An 18816-nucleotide genomic window follows, 5' to 3' on the forward strand; every position below is an offset into this window, starting at 1 on the left:
GGATCTCCTTCGTGTCAACGGTTCTGCCACCGGTCGGCGGCGTTACGCTGTGCCGATTCGTCCGGGCAGATCACGGGAGGTGCGATGACCCCCTCCACCGAGTTACTGAGCAGCGACGACCTCGACGAGATCGCTCACGTCGCGCACTCCGCGCCCGACCCGGAGGCGCTGGTCACGCGCCTGGTCGACGCGGTCGACGGCGGCCACATCCTGGACAAGCGCGACTTCGGGTACGCGCTGACCCTCGCCGCGGAGATCGTCGAACGGGAGGAGGACGACCCGGAACGGGCGCTGGCCCTGACCGAACGCGCCATCGACGTCTACCGCACCCACGGCGAGCCCGACGGCTACTCCCGAGCGATGCGCGCCCGGCTGCTGCACCGGTTGGGCCGTGTCGACGACGCCATGGCAGGGCTGGAGGAGCTGCGCCCGCTGCTGACCGTCGACCCGACCGCAATCTACGTGACCGAGGTGCTGGAGGAAGTCGGGTACGACGACCTCGCCGAGCGTTGGCTGACCGACGCGGTCCGCGAGCTCCTGGACCGGAGCACGGACCGGCCGTACGCGGCGGAGGAGTCGCAGCAGCAGACCGCCGCCATGGTGTACGGACTCGTTCAGCAGCGGCACCGGCTACGCGGGGAGATGGAGCTGCCCCACGACGACCTCGACAACCTGGCCGACCGGCTGCGGGCCGCCAGCTCACGAGCCCTCGACCAGCTCGACGACGGTCCGAACGGGATCGTCTTCTGGCCCCGGCCGGAGTTCAACGCGCTGCTGCTGCGCTGGCCGGCGCTGGCGGAGACGTACGGGACGGGTTGGGACGACCACCGGGCCCGGGCCGAGCGCCACCTGGTCGCGCTGGCCGAGGAGGGCGTGACCGAGCTGGGGCTCGTCGCCGGCTCCGCGGAGGGCCTGGCCACCTTCGCCGGGGACGCCGACCTCGACCCGACGGACCTGACGACGGTGGACGAGTATGCCGACTCCCTGCTCGCGGAGGCCGACCCGATACCGTGGCCGCCGGGCCGCAACGAGCCGTGCTGGCGCGGGTCAGGCAGCAAGTACAAGAAGTGCTGCCTGCCCCGGTCGCGGAGCTGACCCTACTCGGCCGGTCCTGCCGCCTCCCGCCGGGAGAGCGCGTCGGCGATGGCGACGAACTCAGCCGGCACCGCCTTTAGGTCCTTGACGATCTCTGGGCGATCACCTCGGCGCCCAGCAGCGGGTCGGAAGGGTCAGCCTTGGTCAGCGCCATGTCTCCGCCAGTTCCGTGATGAGGTCGACTGGCCACAGCGAGCGGCCGGCCTCAGCGGTCGGCGACGAAGACACCGACTCCTGGCACGCCCACGACGAGGCCTTCGGCTTTGAGGGTCAGCATCGCGTTCCGCACGACGATCGCGGAGACGCCGTGGATCTGACAGAGCTGCGAGGTGGAGGGCAGCTTCTCTCCGGGCGACAACTCGCCCGAGGAGATCTGCTTGCGGATGTGCTCGGCAAGCTCAACCCACTTGGGGCTTGGCGGCATAGCGGTGCTCCCTGGTCAGCACCGCTATTCGACCACTCCTCGCCTTGTTATCGCAAGTGATAGCTTGACTGCGATAGCTTGTTATCATAGGCTCCAAGCTGATCGGCTCCCTGGTCAGCACCCTTGGAGTTGGTCCTTTCCCACCGCGCAGAGCGCCCGGTCGGCCGGTCCCCCGGGACGGCCGGGCGTGCCGGAGCCCACCCATGCCGGACGTCCTGAGCGACACTGCGCATGCCCGCAACACCGCAGCCGAGCCGAGGGAGACCGACGGGAGACACCCGTGGACGAGCAACGCGACCAACCGCCCTTTGTGTCCGAGCAAGACATGGACGATGCCGACGACATCCTCTTCGCACATCCCCCGCGCCGGGTCACCCGCTGGCTCTGCCACTGCGGCGAGGACTACCCCTGCCCCGAGGTTCGCTTCGCCCTGCTGGTCAAGGCGAATCGCTGAACGCGGCTGAGCTGCGAACGGCGCGGTGGAGGCGAGCAGCCCGGCGGCGTCGGCGCAGGACCACCCCGCCAAGGCCGTCGAGGCGATCCCCATCCACTCTGAAGGAGGCCTCCCCCATGCGTTTCCTGTTATGGCGCAGCAGGCCCGAACCGACGCTCCCGGCCCCCCAGCACCGGACACCCCTCAACGAGCGGCCAACATGGACGAGCGCCCCGACCCAGGTCTTCCCCACGACCAACCCGGGCCGCGCCGGCAACCTCACCAGGGCGCAGCGCTGGCGGGCCGGCGGGTGGTGGCAGAACGGCAATCCGCGGTGAGCCGGCCGTCCCGGCCGCACCTGCCAATACGTCCACTGTGGCGCTGCCGGGCCTGTGGCGCCGAGTGGCCCTACCAACCGGCGCGGTTGGCCCTGCTGGTCGAGTACCGCGCCGACCGTACCGCGCTGCTGGTCTACCTGAGCACCCTGATGGCCGAGGCCGGCGCCCAGCTCTCCCAGCTCAACGGGCGCGCCGCACCGGAGAACCTGACCGAGCGCTTCCTCACCTGGGCCCGGGCCCGGTGACCCCGGTCAGCTGCCCAGCGCCTGGACCTTGGCGATGGTCTCCTGGACATGCTGCTTCGCCGGCTCGCCGCCCTGCGCGGCCTGGGCGAGGGCCTGCCGGTACGCGTCGATCGCGCCGACCAGCGGACCGGCCGCCACGCCTTCGAGGGCGCCGGCGACCAGGGCCCGCGCCTCGGCGGCGTCCTGCGCCGCGGCGGCCGTCTTGGCCTTCGCCTCGTCCAGCTTCTGGGCCGCCGCCGCCAGCCTCGCCATGATCTGCGCCGCGCTCACGCGCCCTCCCCTGGACTGGTCCTCGTCTACCCGCATGACGCGGTCGACCGCCCCGGCCACATCACGCCGAGGGGCCGGGGACAGATCCTGACACGACAACGGCCCGGCCGGCACCCGTCAGCCGGCGGCGAGCAGGGCGGCGAGGCGGCGTACGGCGGGGTTGGTGGTGCCCCGGCGCCAGGCGAGTCCGATGTCGACGGTCGGCGTCGGTGCGGTGAACCGGCGCAGCCGTACCCCGGGCAGGGTCAACGCCCGGGCCCGGCCGGCCGGCACGGCCGCGACCACCTCCCCCTCGGCCACCGCGCGCAGCAACTGCTCGTCGTCGGGCTCCTGGCGGACCAGGTGGAAGCTCCCGTCCGGCCAGATCTGGGCGATCGTGCGGTCGAACATGCCCGGGCCGTTCTCCCGCGGCCACATCACCGCGGGGAGGCCGGCCACCTCGGCCCGGTCGAGCCGGCGGCGGCCGGTGGCGAGCGGATGCCGCGCCGGCACGGCCAGCAGCAGCTCCTCGGTGTCGACGATCCGGCAGGTCAGGCCCGGCTCGGGCACCGGCGGGCGGACGAAGGCCGCGTCGAGGCGGCCGGCGAGCAGGCCCGCGACGTTCGGCGCCGTCCAGCCGGTCTCGGCGACCACCTCCACCTCCGGGTTCTCCGCCCGGAAGCGGGCGATCAGCGCGTCCACCCGGCCGCCGCGCGCCGAGCGGGTGTATGCCAACCGGAGCCGGCCGCCCCGGCCCCGGACCAGGTCACGGATCCGGGCGGTGGACGCGTCTTGGACCGCACCGTCCCGCGTGGAGACGATCCGGGTCCAGCCGCCCGCTGGGGGCGGTCCGACGGGGGTGTCAACTGTTGCCGGTTGAGTAGGTGTTGGTATGCGTTGGTGGCCTTAAAAGAGCGGCTTGCGGTGTGGGTGGTGCGTTGTGACGGGGGATCAGGCGGTCGGCGGGGGTCGGTGCCCTGGGGGTGTGGCGGTGGTGGTTGCGGATGAATGTCGTATCGGATGGTTACGCTGCTGGGCGTGGCGGGCCGCGAGCGGTTGAGTGTGGTGCAGGCGTACCGGTTCGCGTTGGACCTGACACCCCGCCAGGAGCGGATGGTGCTCGCGCATGCTGGTGCGGCGCGGGTGGCCCACAACTGGGCGCTGGCCCGGGTCATAGCGGTCATGGACCAGCGGGCCGCCGAACGTACTTACGGCATCCTCGACGAGCACCTCACCCCCACGATCGGCTGGTCTCTGTCGGCGCTACGCAGGGCGTGGAACGCGGCGAAGGCCGATGTGGCGCCGTGGTGGGCCGAGTGTTCGAAGGAGGCGTTCAACACGGGTCTGGACGCGCTGGCCAGGGGGTTGAAGAACTGGTCGGACTCCCGGGCCGGTAAGCGTGCCGGGCGGCGGGTGGGGTTCCCGCGTTTCAAGTCACGCCGCCGGTCGACCCCGTCGGTGCGGTTCACCACGGGGGCGATCCGGGTCGAGCCGGACCGTAGGCATGTGGTGTTGCCCCGGCTGGGCCGGTTGAGGCTGCACGAGTCCGCCCGTAAGCTCGCCCGCCGCCTGGAGGCAGGCACCGGTCGGGTCTTGTCGGCGACGGTGCGCCGCGACGGTGGCCGTTGGTACGTGTCCTTCACCTGCGCGGTGCAGCGCGTCCAGGGTATGCCGACCTGCCCGGATGCGACAGTCGGTGTCGACCTGGGTGTGACGCATCTGGCGGTGCTGTCCACCGGTGAGGTGGAGCCCAACCCGCGCTACCTGGACGCCGCCGCCCGCCGGATGCGGCGTCTGGCCCGGCGCGTCTGTCGCCGGGTCGGCCCTGACCGGCGCACCGGCCAGCGTGCGTCGAAGCGGTGGGAACGGGCCCGCGCCCGGCTCGGCCGGGCGCACGCCCGGGTCGCTCATCTGCGCCGCGACGGCCTGCACAAGCTCACCAGCCGGCTCGCCCGCGAGTACGGCACCATCGTGGTCGAGGACCTCAACGTGGCCGGGATGCTCGCCAACCGGCGGCTGGCCCGGCGCATCGCCGACGCCGGGTTCGCCGAACTACGCCGGCAACTGGCCTACAAAACCTCATGGAACGGCGGGCGGCTGGTGGTGGCCGACCGCTGGTATCCGTCCTCGAAGACCTGCTCGGGCTGCGGCGTAGTGAAAACCAAACTCGCCCTGTCCGAGCGCACCTACACCTGCACCCTGTGCGGCCTCGTCCTGGACCGGGACGTCAACGCCGCACGGAACCTGGCCGCGCTCGCGGTCACCGTCGCCGGGAGTGGCTCGGAGACGCGAAACGGACGTGGAGCCGACCGTAAGACCCCGCCCACGGGGCTGGTGGCCGTGAAACGTCAACCCGGCACCGCCAAAGCGGGCAACACCGGGACCGTCCCACCGCAAGGCAGGACATCCAATCATGAGCTCACCCACGCAACATGATTGGAAACGGAGGCTGACCATGACGGACCGGGCGGACGTGGTGGTGGTCGGTGGCGGGATCATCGGGTTGACCGCGGCGGTGCGGCTGCGGGAACGGGGCGCGCGGGTGACCCTGCTGGCCGCCGATGACCCGGCGGACACCGTCTCGGCGGTGGCCGCCGCGGTCTGGTATCCCAGCCACACCGAGGCGGACCCGCGGGTGCTGCGCTGGGCCCGGGAGACCCAAGCCGAGCTGGGCCGGCAGGCCGCGGCGGGCGTACCGGGGGTGGTGGCCCGGCCGACCCGGATGCTGCTGCGCCGGCCGTGGGCGGGCCCGCCCTGGTGGGCGGCGGCGACCGCGGACCTGGTCACCACGCCGGGCGCCGGGCCGTACTCGACGGAGCTGCGGTTCACCGCGCCGACCGTGGAGATGCCGCCGTACCTCCGCTGGCTGCGGGAGCGGTTCGCCGGCGCCGGCGGACGGCTGCTGCGCGGCCGGCTCGACCGGCTCACCGACGGCTTCGCCCTGGCGCCGACGGTGGTCAACGCCACCGGGCTGGCCGCCGGTCGGCTCGCCGACGACCCGGCCGTGCACCCGGTCCGCGGTCAGCTCGTGCTGGTGGCGAACCCGGGGCTGACCACCTCCGTCCGCGACGAGGACAATCCGGCGGGCATCACCTACGTGCACCCGCGCCGGCACGACGTGGTGCTGGGCGGCACGTTCGAGCCGGGCGAGTGGGACACCCGGCCCGACCCGGCCACCTCGGCGGCGATCCGGCGCCGGTGCATGGCCCTGGTGCCGGAACTGGCCACCGCGCCGGTGCTCGGCGAACGGGTCGGGCTGCGACCGGCCCGGCACGGCGGCCCGCGGGTGGCGGTGGCGCCGGGCAGCCCGCCCGGGCGTCGGCTGGTGCACGCCTACGGCCACGGGGGCGCGGGGGTCACCCTCTCGTGGGGCTGCGCGGCCGAGGTGGCCCGGCTGGCATTGGACGGCGCGGACGAACTCCGGCCCGCTCAGCGCAGCACGCGGAACGCCAGCAGGTACGCGCAGTAGACCAGCGGCACCAGCAGGACGCAGATGACGAAGCCGAGCGGGACGAACCGCGACGCCGGGGCGTCACCGTCGATCACCGGTCGTCCCCACCGGCCGAGCACCAGGTAGCCGGCGACGAACGACGCCACCGGCAGGCCGGCGCACATCGAGGCGTACAGGGTGCCGAGCCCGACCATCGCCAGGCCGGAGGCGACGACCATGGCCAGCATCAGCACCGCCCCGGCCAGCGCGCAGCAGGTGTAGACGGCGGCCGCCCGGGCCGGCGGGGACCAGGTCGGCAGCAGCGCCGGCCGTCGGGCGAGCGCGTCGGCCCACTGCCCGTGCCGGTCCGCCTCGTCGGCGAGCTGCCGGGCCGCCGCCAACTCGGCCGCCGGGTCGGCCTCCGCCGCGCGGGGCGCCGGCACCCCGACGCCCGTCGTGGGCCTCGCGCCGGTCGCCACCACCACCCCCGGCGGGTACGCCCCGACCCCCGGCCGCCCCGGCGCGGCGGCTGCGCCGCCGGAACCCACCGCTCCGGAGTGACCGGGACCGGACGGCGCCATGACGGTCGGGGCGGGCACGGCCAATGGCACCGCCGGCCCGGACGCGGCGGCGAGGTCGGCGTCCGACGAGGCGGTGTCGGCGCCGGACGGGACGGCGAGGTCCGTGCCGGGCGTGGCGGCGCCGATGGCCCGGCCGAGCTGGCCGAGCCGCTGCCGCTGGGCCGCGAGCCGCCGGCCGAGCTGGTCGAGCCCGGCCTGCAGCGCCCGGCGGCGTTCCGCCTCGGCGATGGCGGCCCGATCCGCGCCGCGCCGCTGGGCGGAGAGCTGCCGGGCCAGCGCCGCGTACTCCTCCAGGGCGGTCACCGGCCCTCACCCCCGTCCGGCTCGGGTCCGGAATGGACGAACGGAACGATCAGCCGGACGCGCTGGTCGTGCCGGTCCACCAGCAGCGCCCGGCCGGCGCGCGGGGTGTAGCCGAGGTCGTGCACGCCGAGGTGCAGGCCGAGGTCGGCGCCGGGCACGTTCAGCGCGACCAGGCAGGCGACGTCGTCCCGGTGCTGCGCGCCGCCGAGGTCCTCGGCCAGCCGGCGCAGCCCCCGCCACCAGCCGAGCAGGTGCACCCCGTGGCCCGGTCCCTGGCGCAGCAGCGCCCGCAGGTCGTCGTGTCCCGAGCGGAAGGTGGCCGGGTCGGTGACGCCCAGCGCGGCGGAGGCGGCGTCCATGCCGAACACCACGAGGTAGGTCCGGCCGGCGGTGGTGCCGCCGGAGTCATCCGGGGTGGCGAGCACGGCGATGCGCTCCGGCACGGCGGTCGCGTCGAGGCGTTCGACGGGATGGCCGGCGGCGGCCAGGGTCATGGCCAGGTCGTCGGCCGGCTCGACCGCCCCGGCGGCGAGCGGGGCGAGCAGGAAGCGGGCGGTGCCGGGGACGTGCTGCCGGGCCAGGCTGAGCGTGGCCGACCGGAGCACGTCCGCCCCGGCGGTGGCGGTGCCCACCACGGCCAGGTGCCGGCCGGGGGTGGCGTCCAGGGTGAACCCGGCGGCGCTGCCGGCCACGTCGACGGCGCGGCCGACCAGGGCCAGCGGCACCCCGTCGCCGGGTCGCAGCCCGGCCCAGGCGGGGTGGTCGGTCAGCCGGGGCGTCTCGTACCCCCGGAAGACCGCGGGTGGTCGCGAACCCGCCGGCCGGGCCGTCCACAGCTCGTGGCGGAGGGTGGCCAGGTCCCTGGCGGCGGCGTGCGCGTCGGGGAACCGGACCACGGTGTCGGCGCCCGCCGCCCCGCCTGCCGTGTTCACCACGGCGGAGCCGACTTCCAGGGCCTTCGCCGCGTCGTTCAGCGGGTCGAGCACGCCGCCCCCGCCGGGCAGTGCCACCCGCAGCGGGAACTGGCCGAAGATGGCCTCGGCCCGGCCGTAGAGCGCCTCGACGCCGGTCGTGCTCTGGCTGGCCAGCACCAGGTGCAGGCCGTACGAGCGGCCCTTGCGGGCCAGCTCCTCGAGCAGGTCGACGGCCTGCCGGGCGAGGGCGTCGTTGCCGGCGAAGAGCACCTGGAACTCGTCGACCACGGTGACGATCCGGGGCGGCCGGGCGTCCGGGGGCAGGTCGGCGAGCTTGGTGACGCCGTGCCGCTTGAGCAGGTCGGCCCGCCGGGTCAGCTCCGCGCGCAACTCCCGCAGCACGGCCACGCCGTACTCGCGGTCCGACTCGATGCCGACCGCGCGGGCGTGCGGCAGCCAGGACGGGTCACGTTCGGTGGGGACGAACTCGGTGAAGCTCACCCCCTCCTTGAAGTCGAGCAGGAGGAGCTGGAGTTCCGCCGGGGCGTACCGGGCGGCCAGCCCGTAGAGCACGTCGAGCAGGAACACCGTCTTGCCCGCCCCGGTGCGACCACCCACCAGCCAGTGCGGGGTGGCGTCGTCGAAGGCGACCGTCACCGGCTCCCGACCGGCCCGGCCGAGCACCGTCCGCAGTCCCGGTCCGGCCGGTTCCGCCCAGCGCCGGGCGGGAAGCAGGTCGGTGAAGCGCGGCGTCCCGGCGCGGCGGGTGGCCGCGGCGAGCCGCGCGCCGAGCGCGGCCACCGAAGCGGCGGGCGGATCCCCGTCGAGCAGCACCGCGGCGGCCAGCCCGGTGCCGTCGGCGCTGTACGGCTGCCCGGGCGGGTCGCCGACCAGCGCGTACCGCTCGTTGAGCCGGAGCTGGGTGGTCGCGCCCAGCGGCGGCGGGGCGTCCCCCGGGCCGGCCGGCGGGTGACCGGCGAGCAGGACGCAGACCGCGGCGTCCGGGCCGGCGTGGGTCAGCGCGGCGAGCCGGGCCAGTTCCCGCGGCGGCGGCGCGGAAGCGGCGACGAGCAGCAGCAGCTCCCGGTCGGCCGGGCCGGCGTGCTGGGCGGCGCGGGCGTGCCGCTCCGCCTCGTCGAGGAGGGCGGCCACGTCGGCGGCGGTGGTGGCCGGCGGGGCGAGCACCCCGGCGTCGAGCAGGGGACGCAGCGGCAGGAAGGCCGCCCCGAAGGCGACGGTGTCGATCCCGGCGACCCGGACCGCGCCGGCCGGGGCGGCGGCGAGCAGCCGTACCACCACCGCCCGCAGCAGTTCGCCGACCCGGGGGTCCCGGGCGTCGCAGTCCACCGCGAGATGGATCCCGCCGGCCAGCGGCAGCAGCACCGGAAAGCCCCCGTCCAGGGTGGTCGCCTCGCCGACGCGGACCGGCACCGGCGCGGCGGTGAGGTCGGCGGCGCCGGACGCCGAGGCGAGGTCGCCGCCGACCCGGGCCAGCCGGGCGACCAGCTCCGCGTTGTCGGGGGGCGGCGGCCCGGCGGCGGCGAGCGCCCGGCGGGCGTCCTCCCAGCGCCGTACGGCCTCGCGGTGCGCGGCGATCGCGTGCCCGTACGCCGTCGCGAGCCTGCCCACCCTCTGCCCCCCGACGCCGCCGCGGTCCACGATCGAGGGGAACCCTAACGGACGCGCGCCGACCCGGCACGGCGCGCGACGCACCGAGGGTTGGTCGACTGTTCACCCGCCCGCCGCCGGCCACGCCGGCGTCGTTGGTCCTGTCCGGCTTGCCTGCTCAGGGAACCATCGTGAACAGGAAAGGCGACGACGTGACCTCCTCCCCCATTTCCCGCCGGGCCGTACTGCGCGGCGGCGCGGCCGGCGGCCTCGGCATCGTGGTGGCCGGCAACCTCGAAGCGATCGCGGGACCGGTGGCGGCCCGGGCCGCCACCCGTCCGGCGGTCGGCTACGGCGACCTCGTCCCCGACCCGGCGGGCCTGCTGGCCCTGCCGCCCGGCTTCTCGTACACCATCGTGGCCCAGGCCGGCGCGACCCTGCTGGAATCCGGCCAGCCGACCCCCAGCGACGCCGACGGCACCGGCTGCTTCCTCGGCCGGGAGGGCTCGGTGCTGGTCAACAACCACGAGATCGGCGGCGGCGAGCCGTACCCGGTGCCGGCGCTGGCCGGGCTGACCTACGACCCGGGCGCTCAGGGCGGCACCACCACCATCGAGGTGGACGGGCAGGGCCGGCGACTGCGTGAGTACGTCAGCGTGGCCGGCACGCACAACAACTGCGCCGGCGGCATCACCCCGTGGGGCACCTGGCTGACCTGCGAGGAGACCGAGCAGCGCAAGGGCGGGAAGTTCCTCTACGACCACGGGTACGTCTTCGAGGTCGACCCGCACGACCGGGCCGCCAACCAGAACCCGGTGCCGCTGAAGTTCCTCGGCCGCTACTCGCACGAGGCGGTGGCGGTCGACCCGTACACCCATGCGATCTTCCTGACCGAGGACGCCGGCGGGCCGAACGGCCTGTACTTCCGGTGGACGCCGCCGGCCGGCTTCCGCGGCGGCAAGGGCGCGCTGCGCGTGCTGGCGCAGCGTCCCGACGGCGACACCGCGGGCAGCCTCCAGGCGATGAGCTGCTACCTCGGCAGCAACCACGTCGCCGACCTGTCGGAGGCCACCACCCCGGGCACCCGGTACAAGGTGGAGTGGGTGGACGTGCCGGACCGGGACGCGAAGACCGTCTCGGTGCGCAAGCAGTTCACCGACGAGCAGGTGACCCGCAGCCGCAAGCTGGAGGGCGCCTGGTGGGCCGACGGCGGGGCGTACTTCGTGGCGAGCTTCGCCCGGCACTCCGACGGCAGCATCAACGAGCACGACGGGCAGGTCTGGTTCTACGACCCGCGGACCGAGACGGTCACCCTGAAGACCATCTTCGGGGTGAACCAGGACCCGGACGCCGACGCCGGCAACTTCGACGGGCCGGACAACATCACCGTCTCCCCGTACGGCGGGGTGATCCTGGCCGAGGACGGCGAGGGGGTGTCCCACCTGGTCGGGGTGACCGCGCAGGGCAAGGCGTACCCGCTGGCCCGCAACGAGTTGAACGACAGCGAGTTCACCGGGCCGACGTTCAGCGCGGACGGGAAGATCCTCTTCGCCAACATCCAGTCCCCCGGCTACGTCTTCGCCATCACCGGGCCGTGGGGCCGGCCGAGCAACGCGGACGTCACCGACGCCTGACCGCGTCGCGCCACGGCCGGCGGTCCTCACGAGGGGCCGCCGGCCGTCCGGCGTTCAGCCGGGCCGGCAGCCCGGGTCCGGCGCGCCGTCGGCGGCGCCGCAGTGGAACACCTCCACCGGCTCGGCGTCGACGTCCGGCACCCGCGCCACGGTGAGCAGCGCGATCCGCTTGGCCACCGGCTCGCCGGAGTCCGGGCCGTACCGGATCACCCCGCCGACGCCCGGGTAGCCGCCCGCGGCGTTCTGGCGCAGCACCTCCGCGTGCACCCCGACCGGGTTGACCGAGCGGGGCTCCCACCGACGGCCCGTGTCGGCGTGCCGGAGCCGGGCGGCGAGGCTCTCCAGTGCCCGCACCATCATCATCGACGCGTCGTACGCGAGGCTGACCCGCTCCCCCACCGCGGTCCCGCCGCCCTCCCGGCAGCGCGGCGGGTCGAGCAGGTCGTCGGCGCGGACCCAGGTGAGGAAGCTGCCCCGGGCGTCGTCACGCCGGGCCTGCGCGGCCCGCAGCGCGGCGCAGGTGGCCAGCGCGGCCTTCGACACGTACGTCACCGGCAGGTTGCCCGGTGCGCTCGCCCGCAGCCCCGGGTTCGCCATGTACCGGTTGACCGAGTCGTCGGCGAGCGGGTGGCGCGGCGGATCGCTGCCGCACTCCTTGAGCGCGCGCAGGAACCCGTCGAACTCCGACCAGCGGCCGGCGAAGAGCAGCACGCCGGGGTAGCCGCACTCGACGGTCAGCCGCCGCCCGGTACGCCACTCGTCGAGCCGGGTCAGCCGGCCGCCGAACCGCTCCCGCAGCCCGTCGACCAGGGTGGACACGTAGAGGTCCTCGGCCAGCGAGCTGTCCTCCCCGGTGGTGTAGTAGACGTGCGCCTCGCCCACCCGCAGCACCTGCCGGGCGTACGTCTCGATCAGCCGGGCCTGGTCCCGGTTAGGCGCGGAGATCTGCAGGTAGAGGCTGGAGTTCTCGTCCATCCGGTCGGCGGAGAGGTTGGGCGCGAGCACCGGCAGGCCCACCCGGTTGAGTTCGCGCAACGCGGCCGCCGTGGTGGTCCGGCTCTCCACCAGGCCGACCACGCCGAGCAGGGTCGGGTCGTCGCCGGCCAACTCCTCCAGCATGGTCACCGCCCGCCCGGCGTGGCGCATCTGCCGGCCCGCGTTGGCCACCACGATGTGCAGCAGGGCGGCGCCGTCGGCCCCGGCCGACTCCTTGAGCAGGGCGTACTGGGCGGTCGCCATGCCCTCCAGCTCCTCCCGCTCGGAGACGTACGACTCCTCGTCGGCGCGGGTCCGGTTGCCGGTGAGGGTGCCCAGGTAGACCAGCGTCAGGTACGGCCGCCGCCGGTCGCTGCGCCGCCAGACCTCCTCGGCGGCCCGGTTCTGCGCGAAGATCCGCCGCTGCACCGCCCGCAGGCGGTCCTGCCCCGGATCGCTGTTGAAGACCTGGGCCGCGCTGTCGCTGTACCCGACGCACTCCCCGTCGACCACCTGCACCTTCACCCGGCCGCTCAACGTCGGGTGGCAGTCCGGGGCCCAGCGGCCGTTCGCCCACGCGCCGAGGCCGAGCAGCAGGGTCACCGCCACCGCCGCCGGCAGGAACCGCCGCGACCACCAGGGCGGGTCCGGCGCCACCAGCGCCGGCGGGACGCCGGGCTGCGGCAGCAGGTCGCCGCCGCCGAGCCGCAGCACGACCAGCCAGGCCGCGACCCGGCGCAGCCGCCGCGTCTCCGGGAGGGCCTCGGTCCACTCCTCGTAGGCCTGCTCGGCCTCCCGCAGCGGACGGGCCGCGGGCAGCTCCGGCGGCGGGTCGGCGGCCACCGCCACGACGAGCAGCGGATCGTTGCGGCCGGTCTCGTTGCGCACGTCGTTGAGCAGCCGGACCAGGGTGTGCCCGACGCCGCCGACGGTCACCCGGTCGAGCAGCAGCACCGGGTACGCGGTGCGACGCCAGTCCCCGGGCCGCCAGAACCGCCGGCGGTACGCCTGCCGCAGGTCCTCCAGGAAGGCGTGCAGCAGCAGCTTCTCCACCTGGGCCGGCTGCTCGCCGTCGCGCCAGCCGGCGGTGAGCCGCTCGGCGAAACCGAGGAAGGTCACCGACTGCCGCGGGGCGAGGTACTGCTGCCGCATGAACCAGCGGTACTGGCGTCCGACCACCGGCACCCGTCCGGACACGGCGATCCGGAACACCGCGCTCGGCACCGCCCGGCGCAGCAGCCAGAGCAGCACCTGCAGCGCGGTGCCGAGCCCCGACTCGCCGCCGACCTGGGGCTCCTCGGTGGAGCGTCGGCCCCGCCAGTCGCGCAGCCGGCGGACCAGCGCGGCCCGTCCGCTGTCGCCGGGATCGGCGCCCACGGCGAGGGTCTGGTGCATCAGCCAGTCGGCCAGCGGGTAGTGCCGGAAGCGCAGCCGGGCCGCCCCGAAGGCCTCCAGGCAGAGCTGCCGGTGCAGCTCGCGCAGCACCGCCGCGACGTCGTCGGTCTCCGGCCGGGCCGCCAGGTCGAGCACGACGTGCGGCACCCGGCGCCCGGTGCCCTGACCGACGAACCGGCGCAGCACCGCCGCCGCGTCGCCCGCGCCGGCCGGGCGGACCAGCCAGAGCAGTGGCAGTCGCCGGTCGCCGCGACGGGGCCGCCGGAGCAGCCAGGCCAGCAGGGAGAGCAGCTCCGCGCCGCCTCCCGGGAGCTTGTCACGGTTGGGCCGGGGCCGGGGCCGGGTGGTGGGTTCCCGCATGTCACCTCCGCCACGCTGGGTGGATCCAGGACTGTCCATTGTCGCCGATGGCCGCAACACGCCGGCGGCCGGCGGCCCGTGGGTGGACCACCGGCCGACGGGCCGGGCGAGGTCAGCCGACCGCGGCGGTCAGCGCCGGCAGGTAGCCGTAGCGGTAGCCGTCGACGTCCGGGTGGTACGCCTCGACGACCCCGCTGACGTCGTGGATCCACGGGTCGGCGGCGCAGACGCCGTGGCCGGCGAAGTACGGCCGGGTGTCGACAAAGGTGGCGCCGGCCGCGCCGGCCCGACCGGCGATGACCGAGGCGAGCAGGTCGGCGGCCTCGTTGAGGATGGTCCGCTTGTACGTGCTCATCGCCAGCAGGCCGCAGTAGTTCGTCTCGAACAGCCGCGGGTAGCCGAGCACCACGAGCCGGGCGTTCGGGGCCCGGTTCCGGATCGCGGCGTACGTGGCGTCGAGCCGGCCGGGCAGGGTGGCCGTGGCGAAGCTCTTGGCCTCGTTCACCGCGTTGGTGCAGGTGGACGTGCTGCCGAAGCGGGTGGTGGAGCCCTCGTGACCGCGCGCGTGGCCAGGGGTGGAGCGGTTGTTACTAGTGCGTAATGCTATCGAAACATTTCCATAAAATGAATAGCCGGGAACGCTCCACCGGGTCGGCGACGTTCACAACTGTCGATTAGGTTGGCCGGTGCGTACACCCCGATGGAGGGAGTCCACCTCGTGCGACGCGTTCTCACGGCGGCCATCGCCGCCCTGACCGTCACCACCGCCGGCACCGTCACCACCGGCGCCCCCGGCCAGGCCGCCCTACTGGGCCAGGGCCGGCCGGCGTCCGCCTCGGCCACCCCGAGGCCCGGCAGCGCCGGGCTGGGCGACAGCTACTTCCCCGACTACGGCAACGGCGGCTACGACGTCGGCCACTACGACGTGCGGCTGCGCTACGAGCCGGCCACCGACCGGCTCACCGGCACCACCACCATCCTGGCGAAGTCCACCCAGGCCCTCTCCCGGTTCAACCTGGACTTCCTGCTCGACGTGCAGTCGGTGCGGGTCAACGGCTGGCCGGCCACCTTCAATCGAGCGGGCGTCCACGAGCTGGTGGTGACCGCGCCCCGGCCGATCGCCAAGGACCAGCAGCTGACCATCGTGGTGAAGTACGCCGGCGTGCCGTCGGAGACGCTGGTCAACGGCTACACCGGCTGGACCCGCACCGCCGACGGCGCGCTCGCGGTCAACGAGCCGGAGTCGGCCTGGTGGTGGTTCCCCAGCAACGACCACCCGAAGGACAAGGCCACCTGGGACATCTCGGTGTCCGTGCCCACCGGCGTCGAGGTGGTCAGCAACGGCGTCCAGCCGCGCGATCCCCTCCCGGAGGCCGGCGACCGGACCCGGTGGAGCTGGCGCAGCACCAGGCCCGGCGCGACCTACCAGGCCTTCCTCGCCATCGGGCAGTACGACATCGTCACCGACACCGCGCCGAACGGGCAGCCGGTGACCAACGCGTACAGCACCACGCTGGGCGACCGGGAGCCGGCCGCGCGGGCCAGCATCGAGCGCACCGCGGAGATCGTCGACTGGGAGACCGGCCTCTTCGGGCCCTACCCGTTCGAGGCGCAGGGCGGCGTGGCCGGCCCGATCGACGGGATCGGGTTCGCCCTGGAGACGCAGACCCGCCCGGTGTACGGGCCCGGCTTCTGGCGGCGCGGCGCGAACCCGTACGTGGTGGTGCACGAGAACGCCCACCAGTGGTTCGGCGACTCCGTCTCGGTGGCGGACTGGAGCGCCATCTGGCTGAACGAGGGCTTCGCCTCGTACGCCGAGTGGCTCTGGTCGGAGGAGCAGGGCGAGGGCACCGCGCAGGAGCTGTTCGACTTCACGTACGCCGACTACCCGGCCGACTCGGAGTTCTGGCGGGTGCTCCCCGGTGACCCGGGCGCCGACCGGGTCTTCGACGGCGCGGTCTACGACCGGGGCGCGATGGCCCTGCACCAGATCCGGCTGGCCGTCGGCGACAAGGCGTTCTTCCGCATCCTGCCGGCCTGGACGGCCCGGCACCGGTACGGCAACGGCACCATCGCGCAGTTCCGGGCGCTCGCCGAGCGGATCTCCGGCAAGGACCTGGCGGAGGTCTTCACCACCTGGCTCTTCACCGCCGGCCGCCCCGAGCTGACCACCGCCGCGGCGCGGTCGGCCGCCGCTCCGGCGCAGCCGAAGTCGTGGGCGATGGTGCGGGCGGCGCACCAGATCCTGGCGCGCTGACCGCCGGCCGGGCGCCCGCTCCGCTGATCCGGGGCGGGCGCCCGGCCGACGGTCCCGCCCGGCGGGCCCGGGTCGGGCCGAGTCGTGCGGTGGGGGGCGCCAGTGGGCGGCCGGACGCTATGAAGCTGATGTCGCCGGTGAATCAACAGGCGCGGCGGTGGCCGCCTCGATCGCCCGGATGTGCCGGTACGCGATCCACAGCGGCGGGAAGGCGCCGACCGCGAACGACAGGTCGACCAGCGTCCAGAACCAGGGGATGTCCCGGATCGGCCCGCAGATCAGCGCCAGCGGCACGATCCCGGCGCAGGCGAGCATGCCGACCTGGACGACCCAGACGTTGCGCACCGGGTCCCGCAGCGGCCCCCAGAACGCCACCGCGAGCACCAGGTGGGCGAAGGCGAGCCAGTCGGTGCCGTAGCGCATGAAGGGATAGCGGTCACCGGTCTCGACGAGTCCGGTGTGGACCCGCTCGATCCAGCCGACCAGCGCGGGAAGCTGGCCGGCGAGCGGGTCGAGCGCCCGCAGCAGCCAGCGCACCTCGATCTCCAGCGGGAACGCGGTCACCCCGCTGAGGAACAGACCGACCAGCACGACCCACAGCCACCCCCGCACCCGGCGCAGGCGCTTCTCGATGTCCATGACCGCAGCGTAACGATGATCTTCATGACGTCCCGACCCGAAAGCGTCGGACCCGGGAACGAGGATCATGGCCTCGCTCACACCGGGGGCGGTCGCGCGGCCGGCGCCAGCCGGAACGGAGGCGGTCGGCGCTTCCCGCAGCCGCCGCGCCCCGCACCGTGCCGAGCCCGCGTCAGTCCGAACGCGGGCAGTCGGTGAGGTGGGCGCCCAGTCGGGCGGCGGCGGTCAGCCGGGGGCGGGGGCGGGACCGGGGCGGCGCGCAGCCCGCGCACTCGTGGGCGGCCCGGACCGCGGCGCTGGACCGCAGCCGCCCGGACCCCGGGCGCCGCCCGGTCGGGCGCAGGCCGGGCGGCGGGTTCCCGGCCGGGCGGGCCGTCCCGGCCGGGCCGGCGAACGCGACGGCCGGGGTCGCGGGCCGGACCACCCGGGCGGCCATCGCGGCGACCCGGAGTGCCGGGCGGCGCACCGCGGGCGCGGCGAGCACCAGGGTGACCCGGCGACGCAGCCGGCAGTCGCGCAGCCCGTCCAGGGCCACGCCCGCGGCGGCGGTGGCGACCGCGGTCACCGCGCCGGCCAGCACCAGGGTCTGTCGGGGCCCGGCGTGCTCGGAGAGCCAGCCGAGCAGGGGTGCGCCGACCGCGGCGGAGACCGAGCCGGTCACCGCCAGGGCGGCCAGCACCCGGCCGCGCATGGCGTAGTCGGTGTCGAGCTGGGCGCGGGCGCCGACTGTGGTGTCGATGATGACCGCCGCCGCGGCGATCGGGAGGATGACCGCGGCGAAGCTGAGCGTGCCGGGGGCCAGCCCGGCGACAATCTGCAGGACGCTGGCCAGCAGGCCTGCGCCGACCAGCACCCCGTAGCCCAGGTCCCGCCGGCGGGCCGCCACGAGCGCGCCGAGCACCGTGCCGACCGCGAAGACCGTGGAGAGCAGGCCGTAGCCGGAGGCGCCGCCGCGCAGCGGGCCGTCGCTCATCGCCGCCATGGTCACCTGGTAGTTGCGGCCCAGGCTGCCCAGCACGAACGACAGGGCCAGCGCGACCAGCACCACCGGCTGGCGCAGCAGGTAGCGGAAGCCGGCCCGGATGCCGCCGTCCGCCGGCGCCGGGTCGGCGGCGTGCCGCTCCCCCTCGCGTACGGCCGAGTCGCCGTCGGCGACCACCGCGTCCGTCGCGGCCTCCCCCCGGTACAGCTCCCGCTCGCGTACGGCGAACAGGGCGGCGACGACCGCGACGAAGCTGGCGGCGTTGATGGCGAAGAGCAGCGCGGGCCCGATGGCGGCGACCACGACAGCGCCGACGCTCATGCCGAGGATGCGCCCGGCGGAATTGGTCAGCGAGCCGAGCGCCAGGGCGTTGCCCAGATCCCGGGGGTCGACCAGGGTCGAGGACCAGCGGCCCGCCACCGGCCCCTCGATCGCCGACACCGCGCCGGTGACCAGGGAGATCACGTAGATCGCCGGGAGGCCGCCGGCGCCGGTGGCAGCGACCACCGCGAGTCCCGCGGCGAGGGTGGCGTGCAGCGCCTGGGCGGTGATCAGCAGCGGCTTCGCCGGCAGCCGGTCGGCCAGCGCCCCGCCCCAGACGCTGAGCAGCAGGGTGGGCAGGGCCTGGAGCAGGATGGCCAGGCCCATCGAGGTCGCCGAGCGGGTCTGCGCGAGGACGTACCAGTTGACGCCGAGCACCTGCATCCAGGTCCCGATGACCGACACGAACCCGGCACCGGCCCAGATCCGGTAGTTCCGGTGGTGCAGCGCGGCGAACGTGGCTCCGAGGGCCACGACGACCTCCCCGTTGGCGACGACATGACAAAGCCGCACCGTTTCGGGTGCGGCAGCCGCCAAGTCTGGCCCGTGGTCAAACCGATTCGCCGCATTCGTGAGCAGGTTCACCGGGTCGCCGGCGGCAGCCCGCACCAGCGGGGCAGCCGCCGGCACGAA

Annotated in this window: 16 protein-coding genes and 1 pseudogene; 8 read left to right on the plus strand and 9 right to left on the minus strand. The window is 74.8% G+C overall.

Annotated features, from left to right (window positions below):
• Window positions 1–84 precede the first annotated feature (84 nt).
• Window positions 85–1095 carry an SEC-C domain-containing protein gene (locus tag ACFOYX_RS04845; RefSeq protein ID WP_322442052.1) on the plus strand — a complete coding sequence of 337 codons (1011 nt, stop codon included), beginning with the start codon at window positions 85–87 and terminating at the stop codon, window positions 1093–1095.
• A 205-nt stretch (window positions 1096–1300) separates the two neighbouring features.
• Here ACFOYX_RS04845 and ACFOYX_RS04850 read toward each other — a convergent pair whose 3' ends face one another.
• Window positions 1301–1519 carry a winged helix-turn-helix domain-containing protein gene (locus ACFOYX_RS04850; RefSeq protein WP_322442051.1) on the minus strand — a complete coding sequence of 73 codons (219 nt, stop codon included), beginning with the start codon at window positions 1517–1519 and terminating at the stop codon, window positions 1301–1303.
• A gap of 310 nt (window positions 1520–1829) precedes the next feature.
• Here ACFOYX_RS04850 and ACFOYX_RS04855 point away from each other — a divergent pair, with 310 nt between their 5' ends.
• The 3 genes from ACFOYX_RS04855 (at window position 1830) to ACFOYX_RS04865 (ending at window position 2535) form a co-directional block, all read left to right on the plus strand.
• A complete protein-coding gene (locus ACFOYX_RS04855) occupies window positions 1830–1973 on the plus strand; it encodes a hypothetical protein (protein ID WP_322442050.1) in 144 nt (47 codons plus the stop codon).
• Between the two features lie 116 nt (window positions 1974–2089).
• On the plus strand, window positions 2090–2290 hold the full coding sequence (locus tag ACFOYX_RS04860; protein ID WP_322442049.1) for a hypothetical protein: 201 nt from the start codon (window positions 2090–2092) through the stop codon (window positions 2288–2290).
• 86 nt (window positions 2291–2376) lie between these two features.
• Window positions 2377–2535 carry a hypothetical protein gene (locus ACFOYX_RS04865; RefSeq protein ID WP_322442048.1) on the plus strand — a complete coding sequence of 53 codons (159 nt, stop codon included), beginning with the start codon at window positions 2377–2379 and terminating at the stop codon, window positions 2533–2535.
• Window positions 2536–2541: 6 nt separating this feature from the next.
• Here the strand turns inward: ACFOYX_RS04865 and ACFOYX_RS04870 are convergent, their stop codons facing one another.
• A complete protein-coding gene (locus ACFOYX_RS04870; RefSeq protein ID WP_109801921.1) occupies window positions 2542–2805 on the minus strand; it encodes a DUF6244 family protein in 264 nt (87 codons plus the stop codon).
• 117 nt (window positions 2806–2922) lie between these two features.
• Window positions 2923–3678 (minus strand): LysR family substrate-binding domain-containing protein, encoded by a 756-nt coding sequence (locus ACFOYX_RS04875; RefSeq protein ID WP_377533839.1) that lies wholly within the window; start codon window positions 3676–3678, stop codon window positions 2923–2925.
• A 144-nt stretch (window positions 3679–3822) separates the two neighbouring features.
• Here ACFOYX_RS04875 and tnpB point away from each other — a divergent pair, with 144 nt between their 5' ends.
• Both tnpB and ACFOYX_RS04885 read left to right on the plus strand, forming a co-directional pair.
• Complete coding sequence (tnpB, locus tag ACFOYX_RS04880; RefSeq protein WP_322475057.1) at window positions 3823–5220, plus strand: IS607 family element RNA-guided endonuclease TnpB; 1398 nt, start codon at window positions 3823–3825, stop codon at window positions 5218–5220.
• Between the two features lie 19 nt (window positions 5221–5239).
• Window positions 5240–6253: an FAD-dependent oxidoreductase gene (locus ACFOYX_RS04885; RefSeq protein ID WP_322442357.1), complete on the plus strand. Its 1014-nt coding sequence runs from the start codon at window positions 5240–5242 to the stop codon at window positions 6251–6253.
• Here ACFOYX_RS04885 and ACFOYX_RS04890 read toward each other — a convergent pair.
• Both ACFOYX_RS04890 and ACFOYX_RS04895 read right to left on the minus strand, forming a co-directional pair.
• Window positions 6214–7098, minus strand: a complete 885-nt coding sequence (locus ACFOYX_RS04890; RefSeq protein WP_322442358.1) for a hypothetical protein — start codon at window positions 7096–7098, stop codon at window positions 6214–6216. The two genes, ACFOYX_RS04885 and ACFOYX_RS04890, sit on opposite strands and share 40 nt — an antisense overlap.
• Complete coding sequence (locus tag ACFOYX_RS04895; RefSeq protein WP_322442359.1) at window positions 7095–9641, minus strand: FtsK/SpoIIIE domain-containing protein; 2547 nt, start codon at window positions 9639–9641, stop codon at window positions 7095–7097. Before ACFOYX_RS04895 ends, ACFOYX_RS04890 begins: the two co-directional genes overlap by 4 nt.
• A 170-nt stretch (window positions 9642–9811) precedes the next feature.
• On the opposite strand from ACFOYX_RS04895, the gene ACFOYX_RS04900 reads away from it, so the two are divergent.
• Window positions 9812–11254 (plus strand): alkaline phosphatase PhoX, encoded by a 1443-nt coding sequence (locus tag ACFOYX_RS04900; RefSeq protein WP_322442360.1) that lies wholly within the window; start codon window positions 9812–9814, stop codon window positions 11252–11254.
• A 54-nt stretch (window positions 11255–11308) separates the two neighbouring features.
• On the opposite strand, the gene ACFOYX_RS04905 is transcribed toward ACFOYX_RS04900, so the two are convergent.
• Both ACFOYX_RS04905 and ACFOYX_RS04910 read right to left on the minus strand, forming a co-directional pair.
• Window positions 11309–13984: a hypothetical protein gene (locus ACFOYX_RS04905; RefSeq protein WP_377533826.1), complete on the minus strand. Its 2676-nt coding sequence runs from the start codon at window positions 13982–13984 to the stop codon at window positions 11309–11311.
• Between the two features lie 112 nt (window positions 13985–14096).
• Window positions 14097–14528 (minus strand): annotated as a pseudogene (locus ACFOYX_RS04910) (GDSL-type esterase/lipase family protein); the annotation flags it as partial.
• Window positions 14529–14702: 174 nt separating this feature from the next.
• On the opposite strand from ACFOYX_RS04910, the gene ACFOYX_RS04915 reads away from it, so the two are divergent.
• Complete coding sequence (locus ACFOYX_RS04915) at window positions 14703–16241, plus strand: M1 family metallopeptidase (RefSeq protein WP_322442362.1); 1539 nt, start codon at window positions 14703–14705, stop codon at window positions 16239–16241.
• A 117-nt stretch (window positions 16242–16358) separates the two neighbouring features.
• Here the strand turns inward: ACFOYX_RS04915 and ACFOYX_RS04920 are convergent, their stop codons facing one another.
• Both ACFOYX_RS04920 and ACFOYX_RS04925 read right to left on the minus strand, forming a co-directional pair.
• Window positions 16359–16880, minus strand: a complete 522-nt coding sequence (locus tag ACFOYX_RS04920) for a hypothetical protein (RefSeq protein ID WP_109800011.1) — start codon at window positions 16878–16880, stop codon at window positions 16359–16361.
• Between the two features lie 172 nt (window positions 16881–17052).
• A complete protein-coding gene (locus tag ACFOYX_RS04925; RefSeq protein WP_322442363.1) occupies window positions 17053–18657 on the minus strand; it encodes an MFS transporter in 1605 nt (534 codons plus the stop codon).
• Between the last annotated feature and the right edge of the window lie 159 nt (window positions 18658–18816).

The sequence above is a fragment of the Micromonospora sp. GCM10011541 genome (genome assembly GCF_042650725.1).
Classification (GTDB): Bacteria; Actinomycetota; Actinomycetes; order Mycobacteriales; family Micromonosporaceae; genus Micromonospora; species Micromonospora sicca.

Excerpts from the sequence above, each read along its gene's own strand:
- ACFOYX_RS04845 (WP_322442052.1), top strand. The coding sequence starts at position 85 with ATGACCCCCTCCACCGAGTTACTGAGCAGCGACGACCTCGACGAGATC.
- ACFOYX_RS04850 (WP_322442051.1), bottom strand. The coding sequence starts at position 1,519 with ATGCCGCCAAGCCCCAAGTGGGTTGAGCTTGCCGAGCACATCCGCAAG.
- ACFOYX_RS04860 (WP_322442049.1), top strand. The coding sequence starts at position 2,090 with ATGCGTTTCCTGTTATGGCGCAGCAGGCCCGAACCGACGCTCCCGGCC.
- ACFOYX_RS04885 (WP_322442357.1), top strand. The coding sequence starts at position 5,240 with ATGACGGACCGGGCGGACGTGGTGGTGGTCGGTGGCGGGATCATCGGG.
- ACFOYX_RS04905 (WP_377533826.1), bottom strand. The coding sequence starts at position 13,984 with ATGCGGGAACCCACCACCCGGCCCCGGCCCCGGCCCAACCGTGACAAG.
- ACFOYX_RS04920 (WP_109800011.1), bottom strand. The coding sequence starts at position 16,880 with ATGGACATCGAGAAGCGCCTGCGCCGGGTGCGGGGGTGGCTGTGGGTC.